Source organism: Chryseobacterium sp. GW823-FHT05E08 (assembly GCF_058795655.1).
Genome location: NZ_JBXAHY010000004.1, coordinates 67,179 through 85,053, shown reverse-complemented (window position 1 = coordinate 85,053; position 17,875 = coordinate 67,179). Strand labels below are relative to the sequence as shown.

Sequence of the window (17,875 nt, the reverse complement as noted above, 5' to 3'; positions counted from 1 at the left end):
CTATATGAAAAAAGCAATTATAACAGGAATTACTGGCCAAGATGGAGCGTATCTGTCTCAATTATTACTAGAAAAAGGGTATGAGGTGTTCGGAACTTACAGAAGATCTAGTTCTATGAATTTCTGGAGAATCGAAGAGCTTGGTATTCAGAATAATCCCAATTTGCATTTGTTAGAATATGACCTTAACGATCAGACAAGTAATATTAGATTAATAGATAAAGTACAGCCCGATGAAATCTACAATCTGGCTGCACAGAGTTTCGTCGGAGTTTCTTTCGACCAGCCTATATCTACTGCACAAACTACAGGAATTGGAGCATTACATCTACTGGAGGCAATTAGAATTATTAATCCTAAAATAAAATTCTATCAAGCGAGTACTTCTGAAATGTTCGGGAAGGTACAGCAGGTACCTCAAACTGAAGACACTCCATTCTATCCAAGAAGTCCGTATGGCTTTTCAAAATTATTTGCGCATTGGGCTACGATCAACTATAGAGAAAGCTATGATATATTTGGGGTAAGTGGTATTTTATTCAATCACGAATCACCTCTAAGAGGAAGAGAATTTGTAACAAGAAAGATCACTGATACTGTTGCCAAAATAGCTCTAAAAAAACAAAATATTTTAGAATTAGGAAACTTAGATGCCCAAAGAGATTGGGGATATGCCAAAGAATATGTTGAAGGTATGTACAAAATGCTTCAGTATAAAGATCCTGAAACATTTGTATTAGCAACCAATAAAACCTTTACAGTAAGAGCTTTCGTTGAGCTTTCATTTAAACAAATCGGTATCGATATTGTTTGGAAAGGTATTGGTGTTGAAGAAAAAGGATACAATCAGCAGACTAATGAATTGCTTGTTGCAATCAATCCCGCATATTTCAGACCTGCAGAAGTAGAGTTGTTAATTGGAGATGCAAAAAAAGCCAATGAACTATTAAACTGGGTTCCTCAAACCACTTTGGATGAATTATGTTCTATTATGGTAAATGCTGATTTGAAAAGAAATGAAAATGGATTCTCTTTCTAATAAAATTTTAATTACTGGTATTAATGGTTTTACCGGTAAATATCTATCAAACCATTTTTCGTCTCAAGGATATGAAGTTTATGGAATTGTGAATAGTAAAAACAGTTACGAGAAGAACATTTTTTCTTGTAATTTGTTAGAAAAAAATAAATTAGCACAAATTATATCTGAATTACAGCCAAATATTGTTATCCATTTGGCTGCAATATCATTTGTGGGACATCCTAACACAGAAGATTTTTATAATGTAAATGTTATAGGAACACAAAATCTATTAGAGGCTATTAAAAATAATGCTACAGAAAACATTAAAAAAGTGATTTTAGCCAGCAGTGCTACTGTATATGGAAATCAGGAATACTATGAACTTTCTGAAACCATGTGCCCGAATCCTAACAATCATTATGGGATTAGTAAACTTGCAATGGAACAGGTTGCAAAAAATTATTTTGACTTTTTACCTATTATTATTACAAGACCTTTTAATTATACTGCTCCCGGGCAAGACATTAATTTTGTGATTCCCAAAATTACTAAAGCTTTTAAAGATAGAAATGAAACAATAGAACTTGGAAATATTAATGTTTTCAGGGAATATAATTCTATTGATTTTGTAACGGAATGTTATTATAAACTGGCAATAAGTGAATATAAATCTGAAATAGTGAATATCTGTTCCGGAAAAACATACTCATTGGAAGAAGTAATCAACCTATCCTCAGAGATTACCAATCATAAAGTGGATGTCCTGATAAACTCAAATTTTGTAAGAAAAAATGAGATCTTTAAATTATCAGGAAACCCTACTAAACTATACAGAATGATTGATCTTGGAACTAAAAATTTTGAATTACGAGATACACTTAATTTATTCTTATAGATTTCTATGAATTGAGAATTTTCTTAATTTTCAGATAATCTCTCATTTGATATGATTCTCTCCAAACTTTGAATATCTTATTATATTTTTTCTTTTTCAGACCAAAAAAAGATTTTTTAACATTCTTATCATTTAGAGCATATTCTATTTGATCTTCGGTAAAAGTCTTGGTTGTATAAATATGTAGATTGCCTTTTCTGTAATAATTTTTATTAAATTTTTCTGCAATAATTTTTAAAGATTTTTCTGAGTAAAAGGCAATGTGCTGACCCGTTTCCTGAGAAATATATACCCAATTCTCGATATCTTCTCTTTTATCAGGAACTACCTCGGTAGAGAAAATCAAATGATCGGAATACCGTAGAATTCCCTCAATTTCGATAATAGGTTTAGGCAAATGTTCAAATACTTCAAATGCCGTTACAATGTCAAATTTCTCTATATCTGTGTCTTCGATATCAAAATAATTTGCAAAAAGATTTTCACAATAAACATCCTGTCTGTAAAAATTATATCCTATATCTCTCATAGATCTTGCAAAAAGTCCGTATCCACCTGCATAATCGAGGAAAACTTCCCCCTCCTTGTAACAAGAATCAATTATTTTTGAAACATTTTCGATTAAAAAAGAGTTTCTGATTAGAATACCTATGTCCAGTGAAGTGATAGCATTATTGTATGCTTCTTCAAGCCAAAAAGGTTCATCAGTCTGTACAAAACTACAATTTGAACATTGATAATAACCAACATGATACTTACATAAAACTGTTTTATCAAAAATTTTATGAGAATCATGGTTACAGATTTTACATTCCATTTAGAATTTTATTTAGCCAAATTTATATATTTTTTTGCAACTTTTATAAATGAATTTTATTCAATCCAATAAAAATTCCGAAGTAAAATTTACTTCGGAATTTTTATTAATTAGTACAAACAAAACCATTTTAAGCTCTATCATACTCATCATCAATCCTCACAATATCATCTTCCCCGAAATAAGTACCCGTCTGTACTTCAATGAAAACAACAGGTTTCTCAGAAAGATTCATCATTCTATGTTTAGATCCTAATGGAATGAAAATACTTTCACCGTACTTTAAGCTGATTTCTTTATCATCCAGAACAATTGTAGCGTCACCTTCGATGATCGTCCATTGCTCCTGTCTCTTATGATGATATTGATAAGACAGTTTTTGTCCGGGGTTTACTTCTATTCTTTTTAATTTATAATTTGGCTCATCTGCCAAAACAAAATATCTTCCCCAAGGTCTTTCTCCGATTTCTAACATGACTTACTTCTTATTAATTTATACAAATGTAAATATTCAAATCAAAAAAGCCAATATCGAAAGCATTAAACATCACTAAAACACATAATTTTAAGTAAATTTGCATCAAAATTTTAATTGAAATGGAGAAAGTTAGAGTACGTTTTGCTCCAAGTCCTACCGGACCTTTACATTTGGGAGGCGTAAGAACCGCATTATATGATTATCTTTTTGCTAAAAATCAGGGTGGCGAGTTTGTATTGAGAATCGAAGATACAGATACTGCAAGATATGTAGAAGGAGCTGAAGAGTATATCGAAGAAGCATTAGAATGGTGCGGGATCATTCCTGACGAAAGTCCTAAAAAAGGAGGAAAATTTGCTCCATACAGACAGTCTGAAAGAAGAGATATCTACGACAGATATACAGAGCAGATCTTAAAAACAGATTATGCTTATATCGCTTTTGATACTGCCGAAGAATTAGACGTTATCCGCGCTGAATATGAAGCTAAAGGTGATGTTTTTTCTTACGACAACAAAACAAGAAACCGTTTAAAAAACAGTCTTACCCTTTCTGAGGAAGAAGTTCAAAAACTGTTGGACGAAAAAACTCCGTATGTTGTAAGATTTAAAATGCCTATCGACAGAACTTTAAACCTTGTAGATATCATTAGAGGGAATTCTTCTGTAAATACTAACACATTAGATGATAAAGTTTTAGTTAAAAACGACGGAATGCCAACGTATCATTTCGCCAACATCATCGATGACCACGAAATGGAAATTTCTCACGTTATCCGTGGGGAAGAATGGTTACCATCTTTAGGTTTACACACTTTATTATACGAAGCAATGGCTTGGGAAGCTCCAGAATTTGCTCACCTTTCATTGATTCTAAAACCAGAAGGTAAAGGAAAATTAAGCAAAAGAGACGGTGATAAATTCGGATTTCCGGTATTTCCATTAAACTTTACAGATCCTGCAACAGGAAACGTGTCTAAAGGTTATAGAGAAAGCGGATATCTTCCGGAAGCATTCATCAATATGGTTGCATTATTAGGTTGGTCTCCTGCAGATGATAAGGAAATTTTACCTTTAGAAGAGATGGTCAAAGAATTTGATCTTCATAAAGTTCATAAAGCTGGCGCAAGATTCAGTAAAGAAAAATCGGAATGGTTTAATCATCAGTATATTCAATTAAAATCTGATGAAGAATTACTTCAAATTTTGAAAAATTCAGATTTAAATTTAAATATTGAAGATGAAAAATTATTGAAGATTATTCACCTGATGAAAGAAAGAGCAACTTTCCCGAAAGATATTTACGAAAACGGAAAGTTTTTCTTCGAAGCTCCAACTTCTTATGATGAAAAAGCATCAAAAAAAGCTTGGAATGACGAAACTTCTGCTATTCTAGGTGAATTTGCTACAACATTAGAAAGTACTGAATTTACTTCTGAAACATTGAAGCAGGCAATACATGATTTCGCTGAAAACAAAGGTCTTGGAATGGGTAAAGTAATGATGCCACTTCGTTTAGCCTTGGTTGGAGAATTGAAGGGACCAGACGTTCCGGACATTTTAGAAATCATCGGAAAACAAGAAAGTATAGCAAGAATAAACAATGCTGTAAATAATTTTAAATAAAAATCCATAATTTTTCATAAATTTGAAAGATTTAATTTACTTCAAGAAATGGAATATTTAAGTTTCGAACTTCCTATACAAGAACTAATGGAGCAATACCAGACATGTTCTTTGGTAGGAGAAGAAAGTGGTGTTGATGTAAAATTAGCATGCAGCCAGATTGAGGACAAGATCATAGAGAAGAAGAAAGAAATCTATGGAAACCTTACGCCTTGGCAGAGAGTACAACTATCCCGTCATCCGGATCGTCCTTATACCCTTGATTATATCAACGGAATGGTGGACAAAGGAAGCTTCCTTGAACTTCACGGAGACAGAAACTTTGCAGATGATCCTGCAATGATCGGTGGATTGGCAACTCTTGATGGTCAAAGAATAATGATCATCGGAACTCAAAAAGGCAGAACAACTAAAGAAAGACAGCACAGAAGATTTGGAATGCCAAATCCTGAAGGATACAGAAAAGCTTTAAGACTAATGAAGCTTGCTGAAAAATTCAACATTCCTGTGGTAACTTTGGTTGATACTCCGGGAGCTTATCCTGGATTGGAAGCTGAAGAAAGAGGTCAGGGAGAAGCGATTGCTAGAAACATTTTTACAATGGTTCAGCTAAAAACTCCGATCTTTACGTATATCATTGGTGAAGGAGCAAGTGGTGGTGCCTTAGGAATCGGTGTTGGAAACAAAGTTTACATGCTTGAAAACACTTGGTACACCGTAATTGCACCGGAAAGCTGTTCTTCTATCTTATGGAGAAACTGGGATCACAAAGAAGATGCTGCAAACGCATTAAATCTGACTCCAAAAGATGCTTTAAGAGAAAAATTTATTGACGGAATCATTGAAGAGCCGCTTGGAGGGGCACATTACGATCCTGCAGCGACTTATTTGAATTTGAAAACGTCAATTCTACAAAACATCAAGGCTTTTTCTAAATTCACAGGACAAGAACTTGAAACCCAAAGACAAGACAAATTTATTGCAATGGGGCAATATAAAGGATAAAATAAAAAGCGGTTAAGAAATTCTTAGCCGCTTTTTTTATTTAGTTTCGAGCGAGATTTATTTAATCTTCTCTAAGATTCAATTCAATCTCAATATCTTTATTGATCTTTTTTAATGAAGAATATTTTGCATCGCAAACCATAGTTGTTAATACATACTCTCCTTTATCCACTAAAAGATAATTTTGACTGTTTGCCGGAACATCTAGATTGTAATATTTTTTTCCGCTTATTTTTACAATTAAATTACATTTTGATCTGTTTTTAATATTAATATAAGCTTCTTTATCCATCGGATCATCATTAAACATATGCGTTAACATCGCTGCCGTTCTCTTATTTTTCTCGCTTGGCTCTGTTTTTTTAGCTGCACTACCCGCGCTTGCATAATTTACCGTTTTACTTGGCGTTGCAGCAGTCTTACTATTATTTGCATTGGAAGCAATTGTTTTAGAATTATTTAATTCATTATTATTAACAATTTTTTCAACCTTTTCTTTGCTAAGAGGTTTAATTGTTGGTTTTGCTTCCGGAGAATTATCGGCCATAATTATTTCTATCAATTTCTTTTTAAAATAATCTGTTTTTGCGTGACCTGGATTTTGTTTTAAAAATCCTGCAATAATTCGGGCTTCTTTTGTACTTTCGGCATCGCTTTCTGTGTAGATGATTAATGTTTCTTTTTCAACAATAGCCTTAGATTTGCCCTTTTTCTTCTTTTGAGAAAACCCAAGAGTGAAAATGCATAAAAAAATGAGGAGAAATATTTTTTTCATTAACTAATCATTTAAAATTTTTATTAAATATACAAATAACGCAAAAAGTCATTTTTTAGTTTATCATTAAAATCATTATCTTTGCACTGCTCTAAAAATAAGCTAAAAAAATCAATACTAATCTTACAATAAAAAAATAATAGATATTATGTCTTATACACCAGCTGCTGCAGACGTAGCAAAATTGAGAAACATTACAGGTGCAGGTATGATGGACTGCAAGAAAGCTTTAGTTGAAGCTGAAGGAGATTTCGACAAAGCGATCGACATCCTTAGAAAAAAAGGACAGAAAGTTGCTGCTAACAGAGCTGACAGAGAGTCTGCTGAAGGTGCAGTTATCGCTAGAGTAAACGAAGATAACACATTAGGTGCTATTATTTCTTTAAACTGTGAAACTGACTTTGTTGCTAAAAACGAAGCGTTCATCGAGCTAGCTTACGAATTGGCTGAAATGGCTGTTGTTGCTGCTTCTAAAGAAGAACTTTTAGCTACTGATTTCCACGGAATGACTGTTGCTGAAAAATTAATCGAGCAAACAGGTGTTATCGGAGAAAAAATCGAGATCGGTACTTTCGAAAGATTAGACGGTCCTTTCGTAGGAGCTTACATACACGCTGGAAACAAAATCGCTGCTATTACTTCTCTTTCTGCTAAAGTAGACGGAGCTGACGAAGCTGCTAAAGCTGTTTCTATGCAGGTTGCTGCTATGAACCCTATCGCTCTTGACGAAAATGCAGTTTCTCAGGAAACTATCGATAAAGAATTAGAAATCGAAAGACATAAACTTACAGAAGAAGGTAAGCCTGCAAACATTATCGACAATATCTTGAAAGGTAAAATGCAGAGATTCTACAAAGACAACACTTTGGTACACCAAGATTTCATTAAAGATGCAAGTATTTCTATTGCTGATTATGTAAAATCTGTAAACGGAGACCTTAAAGTAACAGGATTTGTAAGAGCAAGCTTAGCTTAATTAATCTTTCAAAGAAAAATAATAATCCCGGTGAATTTTTTCATCGGGATTTTTTGTGCCCCATTTTCATGAAAATCAGAAAACTGACAAAGTGAATATGAAGTGAATATTAAATAATCAATAACATCCATGATACGAGATCATTATTAAATTTTTTTATGCAAAATATTAATTGTTAATTATTATATTTGCGCCCCCTTATAATAAACCATGAAAAAATTTCTACTAGTTATTTGTACATTTCTTTGCCTGTTTGCTAATGCTCAATTAGATACTGAACATTGGTTTGCACCGATGTCGGCAAGCTCTCTACAGGGCACTCCGGAATGTTATTTATATCTATCTACAAACGAAACTACGCCTTTCCCTGTGCAGATTTACAATAACAATGCGGTATATTCTACCGTACAGGTAAGCAAAGGAAATCCTGTGCAGGTGACGATTCCAAGTAATTTTATGATTGCTTCTACATTGTCTAATCTGTTTAATTCTAGACCAATGGGATTACAGGTAAAAGGAAACAAGAAATTCTTTGCCAACTTTAGATTTGGAGTTCCCAATCAGGCTGAAATTATTACTTCAAAAGGACTAGCAGGAGTTGGAAAAAACTTTTTCATAGGATTGGCTCCAAATACGACAGCGAAACCTTACGTTAATTCCACAATTGGAGTTATTGCAACAGAAGACAATACAACTGTAACATTATCAGGATATAATCCCAATGTTGTTTTTTCTGATGGTAACTCGGCTCCGTCGAGAACTTTCACTATTAATAAAGGAAGATCTTATATTATTGAAGCACAAAGTGATCTGGCTACAAGCAATCTAAACGGATTGGTCGGTGCAAAATTAGTTTCCGACAAACCTGTTTCTGTTACCAACGGAAACTTCAACAGTATCTACACCACTCAAAACAACAGTAATGTGGATGTATTGATGGATCAGGCGGTTCCTGTGGAAAGATTAGGGAAAGATTTTGTCATGGTAAAAGGAAACGGGCCGGCCGCTTCAGGAATGGAAGCTGCTTTGGTTGTTGCCACAGTAAACAATACCAAACTTACTGTTAACGGTAACCTTTTGAATACTGTCACGCTGAATGCAGGACAATATTATATTGTACAAGGAACAAATTACATCAATCAAGGGAATGCAAATTATAATATGAGTATTTCCGCTACAAATAATGTTTACATCTATCAACTTCTTGCCGGAACTTCCGGAAGTACAGTTTATGCAACAGGTGGAATGAATTTTATACCTCCATTAAGCTGTTTTTTACCTAAAGAAATTAATGAAATTGGATTTATTAATAAAATAGGAAATACATCTTACGATACTAAACTTAATATTATCACTCAAACAGGTGCAACAGTAACTTTTAATGGAAATAATATTGGGGCAGGAAACGGGCCTTATCCTGTAACTGGAAATCCAAACTGGGTAACGTATTCTATTCCGAATGTAACAGGAAATGTTACCGTAAATTCAACATTACCTGTCACAGCAGGAATAGCAGCAGGAAATGGTGCAGTAGGTTATGGAGGCTATTTTGCAGGATTTTCTTCTGTGCCTGCCATTACAAAAACAGGTGACTGTTATGCTGGAATTTTACTTCAAGTAGACAGTAATTATGATGCTTATCAGTGGTATTTCAATGGAGTTTTAATTCCAGGAGCGACCTCCTTCTCTATTAATCCTGAATTATACGGAGCTGGAGATTATACCTGCCAAATCACAAAAAACAATTGTGAAACGAGATTGACAGCTATTTATAGCTATACTTTATGCCCACCAATTACTACAACAACTTACACTATTGGTTCTTGTAACACGAAAGTGATAACTCCGGCTTTTACAAGCTCAACACAAGCAATTGTTCCTTCACTGACGAGTATTATTTCTCCGCCAACTTCGGGAACAGCAACGGTAAACCCAACAACAGGACAAATTACTTACACTCCAAACGCGGGGATTACTACAAATACGAGTGACACATTTATTTATTATATTCAAGGAAATGGAAATCCTTTTAGTTTTGAATATTTTAAAATAATTATCAACACAAATGTTCTAAATGTTAATAACTCTTCCTTATCATCTTGTACAAATGCAAGCGGAAATGGAACTTTTAACTTAACAACAGCAAGTGTATCAACAGATACAGGAACAACGGTTACTTATTTTACGAATGCTAATTTAACAGGGCAGATTACAAATCCAACAACCTATTCGGGACCTACAGGAATTATTTATGCTAATGTAACTTCACAGTATGGATGTTCAAAGACAGCGCAGATTATATTGACTGTAAATCCATCACCGAACGCAAATAATGCTTCTTTAGCATCTTGCACCGGAACAAGCGGAAATGGAACTTACAACCTTACTTTGGCAAATGTTTCTTCAGATCCGGGGATTATAATTACCTATTTTACCAATTCAAATTTAACGGGTCAGATTACAAATCCAACAACATATTCAGGACCGGCAGGAATTATTTATGCTAATGTAACTCCATCGGCTGGATGTTCAAAGACGGTGCAGATCACATTAACTGTAAATCCGCTTCCAAATGTAAATAACAGTTCTCTAGCATCTTGCGCAGGAACAAACGGAAACGGAACTTATAACCTTACTTTGGTAAATGTTTCTTCAGATCCTGGGATTACAATTACCTATTTTACCAATTCAAATTTAACTGGACAGATTACAAACCCAACAACGTATTCCGGACCTGCAGGAATTATTTATGCTAATGTAACTTCATCGGCAGGATGCTCAAAAATAGCTCAGATCACATTAACTGTAAATGCCCTTCCAAATGTAAATAACGGTTCTTTATCATCTTGCGCTGGAACAAACGGAAACGGAACTTATAACCTTACTTTGGCAAATGTTTCTTCAGATCCTGGGATTACAATTACCTATTTTACGAATTCAAATTTAACAGGGCAGATTACAAATCCAACAACTTATTCGGGACCGGCAGGAATTATTTATGCTAATGTCACTTCATCGGCAGGATGCTCAAAAGTCGCTCAGATTACTTTAACAGCAACTCCTTCACCCAACATTAATACAAATAATTATAACGCAACTCTTTGTGACAACAGCTTTGAAGGAGCAATCAGTGTAAATTTTGCAACCGTAACTCCTCAAATTGTCACGAACTCAGCGAATTTTACAGTTAGATATTATTTAAATCAGGCAGATGCTACTGCAGGAAACAATAATACATTACCAACAACCTGGACTTATACTGCAAATACAACTGTTTATGTAAGAGTTGATAACAATCCATCTAGTTGCCCACCAGCTTTTGGACAGATCAATTTTAAAATTGGAAACAGAATAACTTTATTATCAAGCACCGTAAATACAGAAATTTGCGACAATGATCTTAATGGTTCTGAAACCGTAAACCTTAATGATTATAAAAATTTATTCACCAATAATCCTGCGGTAACTTTAACATTCCATACATCATTAGCTAATGCTCAGACAGGAACGAATGCAATATCTTCTACACAAACTATCAACCTAACAGGTACATTTTATGTAAGATTTACAAGCGCAACAGACTGTCCAAATACAGGAATTTTAAATATTAAATTAAAAACTCCAAAAAAATCGACGACGCTTCGTGATCAGATAATTTGTTCTGATGAAAAAGTGATATTAGATGCAGGAGCAGGATTTACATCATATTTATGGAGCAACGGAGCTACTAGTCAAACTATTACGGTAGGAGCAGGAAATTATTATGTAGATCTTGGATTCAACGGATGTATTTATCGTCAGACGGTAACTGTTGCAACTGCTCAAGCGCCAACAATTACAAGTATTGCAGTTTCAGGAACTACGGCAACAGTTAATGTTTCAGGAGGAACGGCTCCTTATAAATATTCATTGAATGATATTGATTATCAAGCATCAAACGTTTTCACAGGATTATCAAGAGGCATTCATACAGTATATGTTTTAGGTGCAGATAGATGTCAGCCGGTTACGAAAGAATTTTTAGTTTTAAATCTAATTAATGCCATTACGCCAAATGGTGACGGGAAAAATGATGTTCTGAATTATTCAGATTTAAGAATAAAACAAAATGTAACAATAGAAGTTGTAGACAGATATGGAGCGGCTGTATATAAATCATCAGACAAAAATTATATCTGGGATGGAAAGTCAAATGGAAGAACTCTTCCCACAGGGACTTATTGGTATATTTTAAAATGGATCGAGCCAGATACAAAATTACCAGTTTCGTATTCTGGATGGATTTTAATCAAGAATCGCGAATAATTTAATAATTTTCTTTAAATTTTACTAACAATATCTCAAATATTATTTTAAATTTGTAGAAATCCTAATTCCACTTTTATATGAAAAGATTTCTACTTAGTCTAGTATTAGTTTTTTTTACAATTAATACGCTCTTTGCGCAAAGAGATACAGAGCATTGGTTTGCACCGATGATGAATCGAACCGGTCTAACGGGAGGCGCCAATGGTCAGTCTATATATTTTTCTACTGATTCTGTAACACCATTTCCGGTAGACATTTATAACAATAATGCTATTATTGGTACTGTTACGATCAGTAAAGGAGATCCAAAGATTTTTGTAATTCCTGTAACTCCGTCTACATCTGTATCAGCTATTGTTACAACATCACAAACAGACCTTTTTACCCCTATTACAAAAGGGCTTTACACAAAAGGGACAAAACCATATTATGCTAACCTTAGATTCTCAGTTACAAGTCACGGGGAAATCTTAACTTCAAAAGGAAAAGCAGGTATTGGTAAAAAGTTTTATGCAGCAGCTGCTCCAATTACTGATTTGGCAGGTGGTTCTATTTATAACTTTATGGCAGGTATACTGGCAACAGAAGATAACACTGTTGTTACAGTTTCGGGCTATTCAACTTCTGTTACGTTTTCCAATGGGACAACCGGCCTTACTAACCCAACGATGACTTTCTCCTTAAACAAAGGACAATCTTATATCATTGAAGGGCGAGGAAATCTAGCAGGTAACCAAATAGGATTCATTGGTGCTAAAATAGAATCAACCAAACCCATTTCTTTAACTAACGGTAACTTTAACGGACAGTTTTCTTTAGGTTCTGTTGGAGGAAGTTCAGATATCATTATGGATCAATCTGTACCGGTAGACAGGTTAGGAAATGAATTCGTTCTGGTAAAAGGAAACGGAAATATCGATATTAAAGTAGAAGACGCACTGATTATCGCAACGGAAGACAATACCGAAATCTATGTTAATAACAGTACAATTCCTGTAGCTACTATTAATGAAGGAGCTTTTTACAGAGTTAATGCTATTTCAAATACAAATTATATTGATCAGGGTAACGGACATTTCAATATGTACATTAGAACAAGTAAAAATGCATACGTTTACCAACTTCTGGCAGGTCTTGCAACGAGTATTGCAACTTTAGGATACAACTATATACCTCCATTGAACTGCTTTTTACCTAGAAAAATTGATGAAATTGCATTCATTAACGATCTTAACGGAAGTTCAAATGATATTAAACTAAATATTCTTACAGAAACCGGAGCCGTTGTTAATGTAAACGGTGCAGTTCCACCAACCGCACAAGGGCCATATCCTGTTTTAGGAACAACTTCTTGGGTATCATATTCAATTCCCGGATTATCAGGAAACGTAACAGTAACATCTACCAAAGCCGTTACCGCAGGTATCGCCGGAGGAAGTGGAGCCGTTGGTTATGGTGGATATTTTGCAGGATTCTCTTCAATCCCGGTTATTGCTAAAAAATCAGGAGAATGTGCTCCAGGTATCATTTTGGAAGTAGATGATGGTTTCGAAACTTATCAATGGTACAGAGAAGGAGTTCTTATCACAGGGGCAACATTAAGTACTTATGCTCCTACTCAATCAGGAAATTATACGGTAAAAGTAACAATGGGAACATGTCCTCCTGTTACAACACCAATATATAAAGTATATTCTTGTGTTAAAAATACAACTGTAAGTGTAAATGCATGTGCTACAAAAATTATCACTCCAACATTTTCAGGTTCAACACAAACTCCGGTTCCGAGCACTGTAACAATTACAACACAGCCTACTCATGGAACAGCTGTTTTAAATCCAGCAACAGGTATTATTACTTATAATCCTACAGCAGGATATGTAGGACCAGACGTTATTGTTTATAAATTCTGTGGTAATGGTACTGAATTTATCGATTGTGAAATCGTAACAGTGAACTTAACGGTAGTTCCATTTATCGTAAAAGATGCTAAAATGGAAGCTTGTCAGTATGAAGACAAAGCATACTTTAATTTAACATTAGCTAACGTTATTGATTTTAATCAGGTAACTAAAAAATACTATCCTACATTGGTAGATCTTAATGCTAATACAAACCAGATCATGGATCCTACAAATTATGGTTCTGCAGGAGGATTTGTATATGTAAAAATCACAAGTAATGAAGGTTGTACAGCAAATGCAAAAATTGAATTGGTTGCAAAACCTATCAAAAAATCTCCAATTCTTGTTGACAAATATATCTGTATTGATTCTAGAACAAACTTAGAAGCAGGTCCAGGATATGATTCTTACCTATGGAATACTGGTGCAACTACATCAGGTATCCAAGGTGTTGGTGTTGGAGAATATACTGTAGTTCTTGGAAAGAATGGATGTTTCGTTACACAGGTAGTAAGAGTTAATAAAACTGCAGATCCTGTTATCAAAGAAATCGAGATTACTAACAATACAGCAACTGTAAATGTTACCGGAGGAACTCCACCATATAAATATTCAGTTGACGGAACTGCTAACTGGCAGGATTCTAATGTATTTACAGATCTTTCAAGAGGTCAGCATACATTCTATGTAAAAGATTCTTATAACTGTACACCTATTTCTGTTGAAATTACTGTACCGAACTTATTGAATGCCATTACACCAAACGGAGATAACAAAAATGATTATATCGATTACAGTGAATTAGCCTACAAAGGAAATCTAAGCTTCGTTATCTATGACAGATATGGAAATAAGATATTCACAGGAGATAAGTTTAATAACTACCGATGGGATGGTAAGCATTTCGATAAGAAAATCTTAACCGGAACATATTGGTTCCACATCAACTGGAATGAACCAAATAAAGAAAAGACTCCAATAAAATACACAGGTTGGATTCTTGTAAAAAATAGAGAATAACAAATTTCTTTTTAAACCACGATTTTAGAATCGTGGTTTTTTTATGATATAGACCTTTATTTTAAGCAATATTATCAATACTTATTAAAATATTCTGCTATTTTTGCACAATCCTAATTCCAGCTTATGAAAAAATTTCTACTATCTTTAGTATTAATTGTCTTGGCAATTAATACGCTTTTTGCGCAAAGGGACACAGACCATTGGTTTGCCCCCTATTTTAACTCATCATCATCAACGTATGAACATGGTTTATACTTTTCCACAGATTCGGTTACTCCGTTTCCGGTAACTATTTACAACAACAATGCTGTGATTGGAACGGTGACCATCAGTAAAGGTAGCCCTCAGATGTTTACATTGCCTTCGCAGTATATTACAACAACAAATACTTCGAGCGCTGCTGTTCCAAACAATATGGGAGTTTATACAAAAGGAGATAAACCTTATTTTACATCATTAAGAATATACAACAGTATTCATGGTGAGGTTGTAACTTCTAAAGGAAAAGCCGGCATCGGAACAACATTCTATGCTGCTGCAACTCCTATCACGACTGCCTTAACGAGCAGTAGCGCAATGAACTTCACAACGGGTATCATGGCAACCGAAGACAATACGAAAGTAACGGTTACCGGATATGATCCCAACATTCAGTTTATTAACAACATGACTCCTCCTTTAACAATAAATTTCACTTTAAATAAAGGACAGTCTTATATTCTTGCAGGTGTTGGAAATACTGTTGCCAACCAGGCAGGTTTTATCGGAACTAAAATTTCATCTGATAAACCGGTTTCCGTAACCAACGGAAATGCAAACGGAATGTTCGCCACAGGAAATACAACTGGAGGGTCTGACCTTGTTATGGATCAATCTGTTCCTACAACCCGTCTTGGAAACGAATTTGCAATGGTAAGAAGTTTATCTCCACTCACCAATCATTACGATATGGAAGGGGGAATTATAATTGCCACAGAAAACAACACAGAAATTTTCCTTAATGATGCTACAATACCTGTTGCAACTCTTAATGAAGGAGATTATTACAGAATTTTAAACAGTGCATACATCAGTCAAGGTGGTGGGCATTACAATGTTTATGTTCATAGTACAAAAAATATTTATTTATATCAATTAATCGGATCATCAGGTGGTACTGCAACAGCAGGATACAATTATATCCCGCCATTGAACTGTTTCTTACCAAGAAAAATTGATGAAATTGGTAATATTCAGGCAATGCCGACGTATACAGGTACAGTTGTTTTAAAACTTAATATCTTAACTGAAAAAGGTGCTGTTGTAGCAGTAAATGGTGTTGCTCCAACTGCGGCGCAAGGTCCTTATGATCTTTTGGGTAACGACCAATGGGTAACATATGCAATTACCGGAATTACCGGAAATGTTTCCATTACTTCAACAAAAGCTGTTACTGCCGGTGTAAACGGTGGATACAGCACAGCAGGATATGGAGGTTATTTTGCAGGATTCTCTTCAATTCCTTTAATTGCTAAACAAACCGGAACTTGTATTCCAGGTTTGGTATTGGAGGTTGATGACAGTTTTGAAACCTATCAGTGGTTCAGAAATGGTGTTGCTATTACAGGAGCTAATGCTAATACCTATACACCTACTCAATCAGGAGATTATACTGTAAGAATTACAATAGGATCATGTCCTCCGGAGACTACTCCTGTTTATAAAGTTTATACCTGTCTTCAAGAGACTACAAAAGCAATGACAGTTTGTGAGGGTCTTTTAAATATCCTTCCTCAGTTTACGACTTCAAGTCAGGTTCCTGTTCCGGGAACTGTAACGATTGTTACTCCTCCAGCAAATGGTACAGCAGGTGTCGATCCTATAACAGGTGTAATCACTTACGTTCCAACCGTTGGATATTTCGGGGCAGATAAAATTGTTTATAAATTCTGTGGTAACGATCCAAACTTTGTAGATTGTGAGCAGATTACTTTAAATTTAACTGTATCAAAAAGTCCAGTAGTAAATAATGCAACCTTAAGATCTTGTTTCATTGAAACGAATCCGGCAACAGCATTATTTAATCTTACTTTGGCTAGCGTTAGTACAGAACCGGGAGTTACTAAAAGGTATTTCCCATCTCCTACTGATGCCGCAAACGGAACGAATGAAATTACTAATTTTACAAACTATATCGCACCAACCGGTGTTGTCTATATAAGAGTGACAAACGCAAACGGATGTTTCAGTGTAGCTGAAGTTAAACTTATCGTCCTTGCACCTGTAGAATCTGCCATATTGAAAGATAAGATTATCTGTATGGAAGACAAAACAACCTTAGATGCAGGTCCAGGTTTTAATGCTTACGAATGGAGCACAGGAGCAATTACTCCGTCTATCACTAACGTAGGTGTTGGAACGTATTGGGTAAAACTAAAAACAGGTGACTGTATTACAAAACAAACTGTAAAAGTATATGCTTCTGAGCAGCCTGTTATCTCAAACATTGATATTACAAACAACACTGTGACTGCATATGTAGCAGGTGGAACGGCTCCATATAAATATTCTATGGATAATATCACTTGGCAGGATTCAAACATATTTAAAGACGTTCCTAGAGGAAACGGAACTGTATATGTAAAAGATGCTTACGACTGTAATCCTATTGAGGTTGAAATTACAATTCCTAATCTGATCAACGTAATTACACCTAATAATGATGGTGTGAATGATTTTATTGACTACTCTTCATTAGCTCACAAACCTAATTTAGTTGTGAATATCTTCGACCGATACGGAAGCAAGATCTATCAGGCAGATAAAACAAACGGATACAAATGGGGCGGAACTACAAACGGAACCAATAAAGTATCCACAGGAAATTACTGGTATGATATCAGCTGGAATGAGCCTAATAAAAAGCAAACTCCAATTAAATTCTCCGGTTGGATCTTAGTGAAAAACAGAGAATAATTAATTCAAAATATTTTAATTAAAACCACGATTTGGGAATCGTGGTTTTTTTGTTATTTTTTCAATGCTTTACTACTTTTTATTATTAAA

11 protein-coding genes are annotated in these 17,875 nt (G+C 34.7%); 8 read left to right on the top strand and 3 right to left on the bottom strand.

The features are described from left to right. The first annotated feature begins 4 nt into the window (after positions 1–4). On the top strand, positions 5–1,039 hold the full coding sequence (gmd, locus tag AC1Q7L_RS14510; protein WP_492306968.1) for a GDP-mannose 4,6-dehydratase: 1,035 nt from the start codon (positions 5–7) through the stop codon (positions 1,037–1,039). Then, positions 1,023–1,919: a GDP-mannose 4,6-dehydratase gene (locus tag AC1Q7L_RS14505; RefSeq protein ID WP_492306969.1), complete on the top strand. Its 897-nt coding sequence runs from the start codon at positions 1,023–1,025 to the stop codon at positions 1,917–1,919. Before gmd ends, AC1Q7L_RS14505 begins: the two co-directional genes overlap by 17 nt. Before the next feature lie 4 nt (positions 1,920–1,923). Here the strand turns inward: AC1Q7L_RS14505 and AC1Q7L_RS14500 are convergent, their stop codons facing one another. Together AC1Q7L_RS14500 and AC1Q7L_RS14495 are read right to left on the bottom strand one after the other, a co-directional pair. Beyond that, positions 1,924–2,736, bottom strand: coding sequence for a class I SAM-dependent methyltransferase (locus AC1Q7L_RS14500; protein ID WP_492306970.1), 813 nt, complete (start codon positions 2,734–2,736; stop codon positions 1,924–1,926). Between the two features lie 130 nt (positions 2,737–2,866). Then, positions 2,867–3,211: a phosphomannose isomerase type II C-terminal cupin domain gene (locus tag AC1Q7L_RS14495; protein ID WP_492306971.1), complete on the bottom strand. Its 345-nt coding sequence runs from the start codon at positions 3,209–3,211 to the stop codon at positions 2,867–2,869. Between the two features lie 122 nt (positions 3,212–3,333). On the opposite strand from AC1Q7L_RS14495, the gene gltX reads away from it, so the two are divergent. Beyond that, on the top strand, positions 3,334–4,839 hold the full coding sequence (gene gltX / locus AC1Q7L_RS14490) for a glutamate--tRNA ligase (protein WP_492306972.1): 1,506 nt from the start codon (positions 3,334–3,336) through the stop codon (positions 4,837–4,839). Positions 4,840–4,887: 48 nt separating this feature from the next. Further along, positions 4,888–5,844: an acetyl-CoA carboxylase carboxyltransferase subunit alpha gene (locus AC1Q7L_RS14485; protein ID WP_410693708.1), complete on the top strand. Its 957-nt coding sequence runs from the start codon at positions 4,888–4,890 to the stop codon at positions 5,842–5,844. Positions 5,845–5,905: 61 nt separating this feature from the next. Here the strand turns inward: AC1Q7L_RS14485 and AC1Q7L_RS14480 are convergent, their stop codons facing one another. Continuing rightward, positions 5,906–6,619: a DUF6759 domain-containing protein gene (locus AC1Q7L_RS14480; RefSeq protein WP_410693709.1), complete on the bottom strand. Its 714-nt coding sequence runs from the start codon at positions 6,617–6,619 to the stop codon at positions 5,906–5,908. Between the two features lie 148 nt (positions 6,620–6,767). Between AC1Q7L_RS14480 and tsf the strand changes: the two genes are divergently transcribed. The 4 genes from tsf (at position 6,768) to AC1Q7L_RS14460 (ending at position 17,785) form a co-directional block, all read left to right on the top strand. Further along, positions 6,768–7,595 carry a translation elongation factor Ts gene (gene tsf, locus AC1Q7L_RS14475; protein WP_410693710.1) on the top strand — a complete coding sequence of 276 codons (828 nt, stop codon included), beginning with the start codon at positions 6,768–6,770 and terminating at the stop codon, positions 7,593–7,595. A 210-nt stretch (positions 7,596–7,805) separates the two neighbouring features. Then, a complete protein-coding gene (locus tag AC1Q7L_RS14470) occupies positions 7,806–11,900 on the top strand; it encodes an FIDD domain-containing protein (protein WP_492306973.1) in 4,095 nt (1,364 codons plus the stop codon). 80 nt (positions 11,901–11,980) lie between these two features. After that, the gene (locus AC1Q7L_RS14465) at positions 11,981–14,827 is read left to right on the top strand and encodes a T9SS type B sorting domain-containing protein (RefSeq protein ID WP_492306974.1); all 2,847 of its coding nucleotides are present in this window, start codon (positions 11,981–11,983) and stop codon (positions 14,825–14,827) included. A gap of 126 nt (positions 14,828–14,953) precedes the next feature. Continuing rightward, positions 14,954–17,785, top strand: a complete 2,832-nt coding sequence (locus AC1Q7L_RS14460) for a T9SS type B sorting domain-containing protein (protein WP_492306975.1) — start codon at positions 14,954–14,956, stop codon at positions 17,783–17,785. The last annotated feature ends 90 nt before the right edge of the window (positions 17,786–17,875 follow it).

What these genes read in the sequence shown, in the direction of transcription:
- gltX (WP_492306972.1), top strand. Translation starts at nt 3,334, where the DNA reads ATGGAGAAAGTTAGAGTACGTTTTGCTCCAAGTCCTACCGGACCTTTA.
- gmd (WP_492306968.1), top strand. Translation starts at nt 5, where the DNA reads ATGAAAAAAGCAATTATAACAGGAATTACTGGCCAAGATGGAGCGTAT.
- AC1Q7L_RS14495 (WP_492306971.1), bottom strand. Translation starts at nt 3,211, where the DNA reads ATGTTAGAAATCGGAGAAAGACCTTGGGGAAGATATTTTGTTTTGGCA.
- AC1Q7L_RS14480 (WP_410693709.1), bottom strand. Translation starts at nt 6,619, where the DNA reads ATGAAAAAAATATTTCTCCTCATTTTTTTATGCATTTTCACTCTTGGG.
- AC1Q7L_RS14465 (WP_492306974.1), top strand. Translation starts at nt 11,981, where the DNA reads ATGAAAAGATTTCTACTTAGTCTAGTATTAGTTTTTTTTACAATTAAT.
- AC1Q7L_RS14505 (WP_492306969.1), top strand. Translation starts at nt 1,023, where the DNA reads ATGGATTCTCTTTCTAATAAAATTTTAATTACTGGTATTAATGGTTTT.
- AC1Q7L_RS14485 (WP_410693708.1), top strand. Translation starts at nt 4,888, where the DNA reads ATGGAATATTTAAGTTTCGAACTTCCTATACAAGAACTAATGGAGCAA.
- AC1Q7L_RS14500 (WP_492306970.1), bottom strand. Translation starts at nt 2,736, where the DNA reads ATGGAATGTAAAATCTGTAACCATGATTCTCATAAAATTTTTGATAAA.
- AC1Q7L_RS14470 (WP_492306973.1), top strand. Translation starts at nt 7,806, where the DNA reads ATGAAAAAATTTCTACTAGTTATTTGTACATTTCTTTGCCTGTTTGCT.
- AC1Q7L_RS14460 (WP_492306975.1), top strand. Translation starts at nt 14,954, where the DNA reads ATGAAAAAATTTCTACTATCTTTAGTATTAATTGTCTTGGCAATTAAT.
- tsf (WP_410693710.1), top strand. Translation starts at nt 6,768, where the DNA reads ATGTCTTATACACCAGCTGCTGCAGACGTAGCAAAATTGAGAAACATT.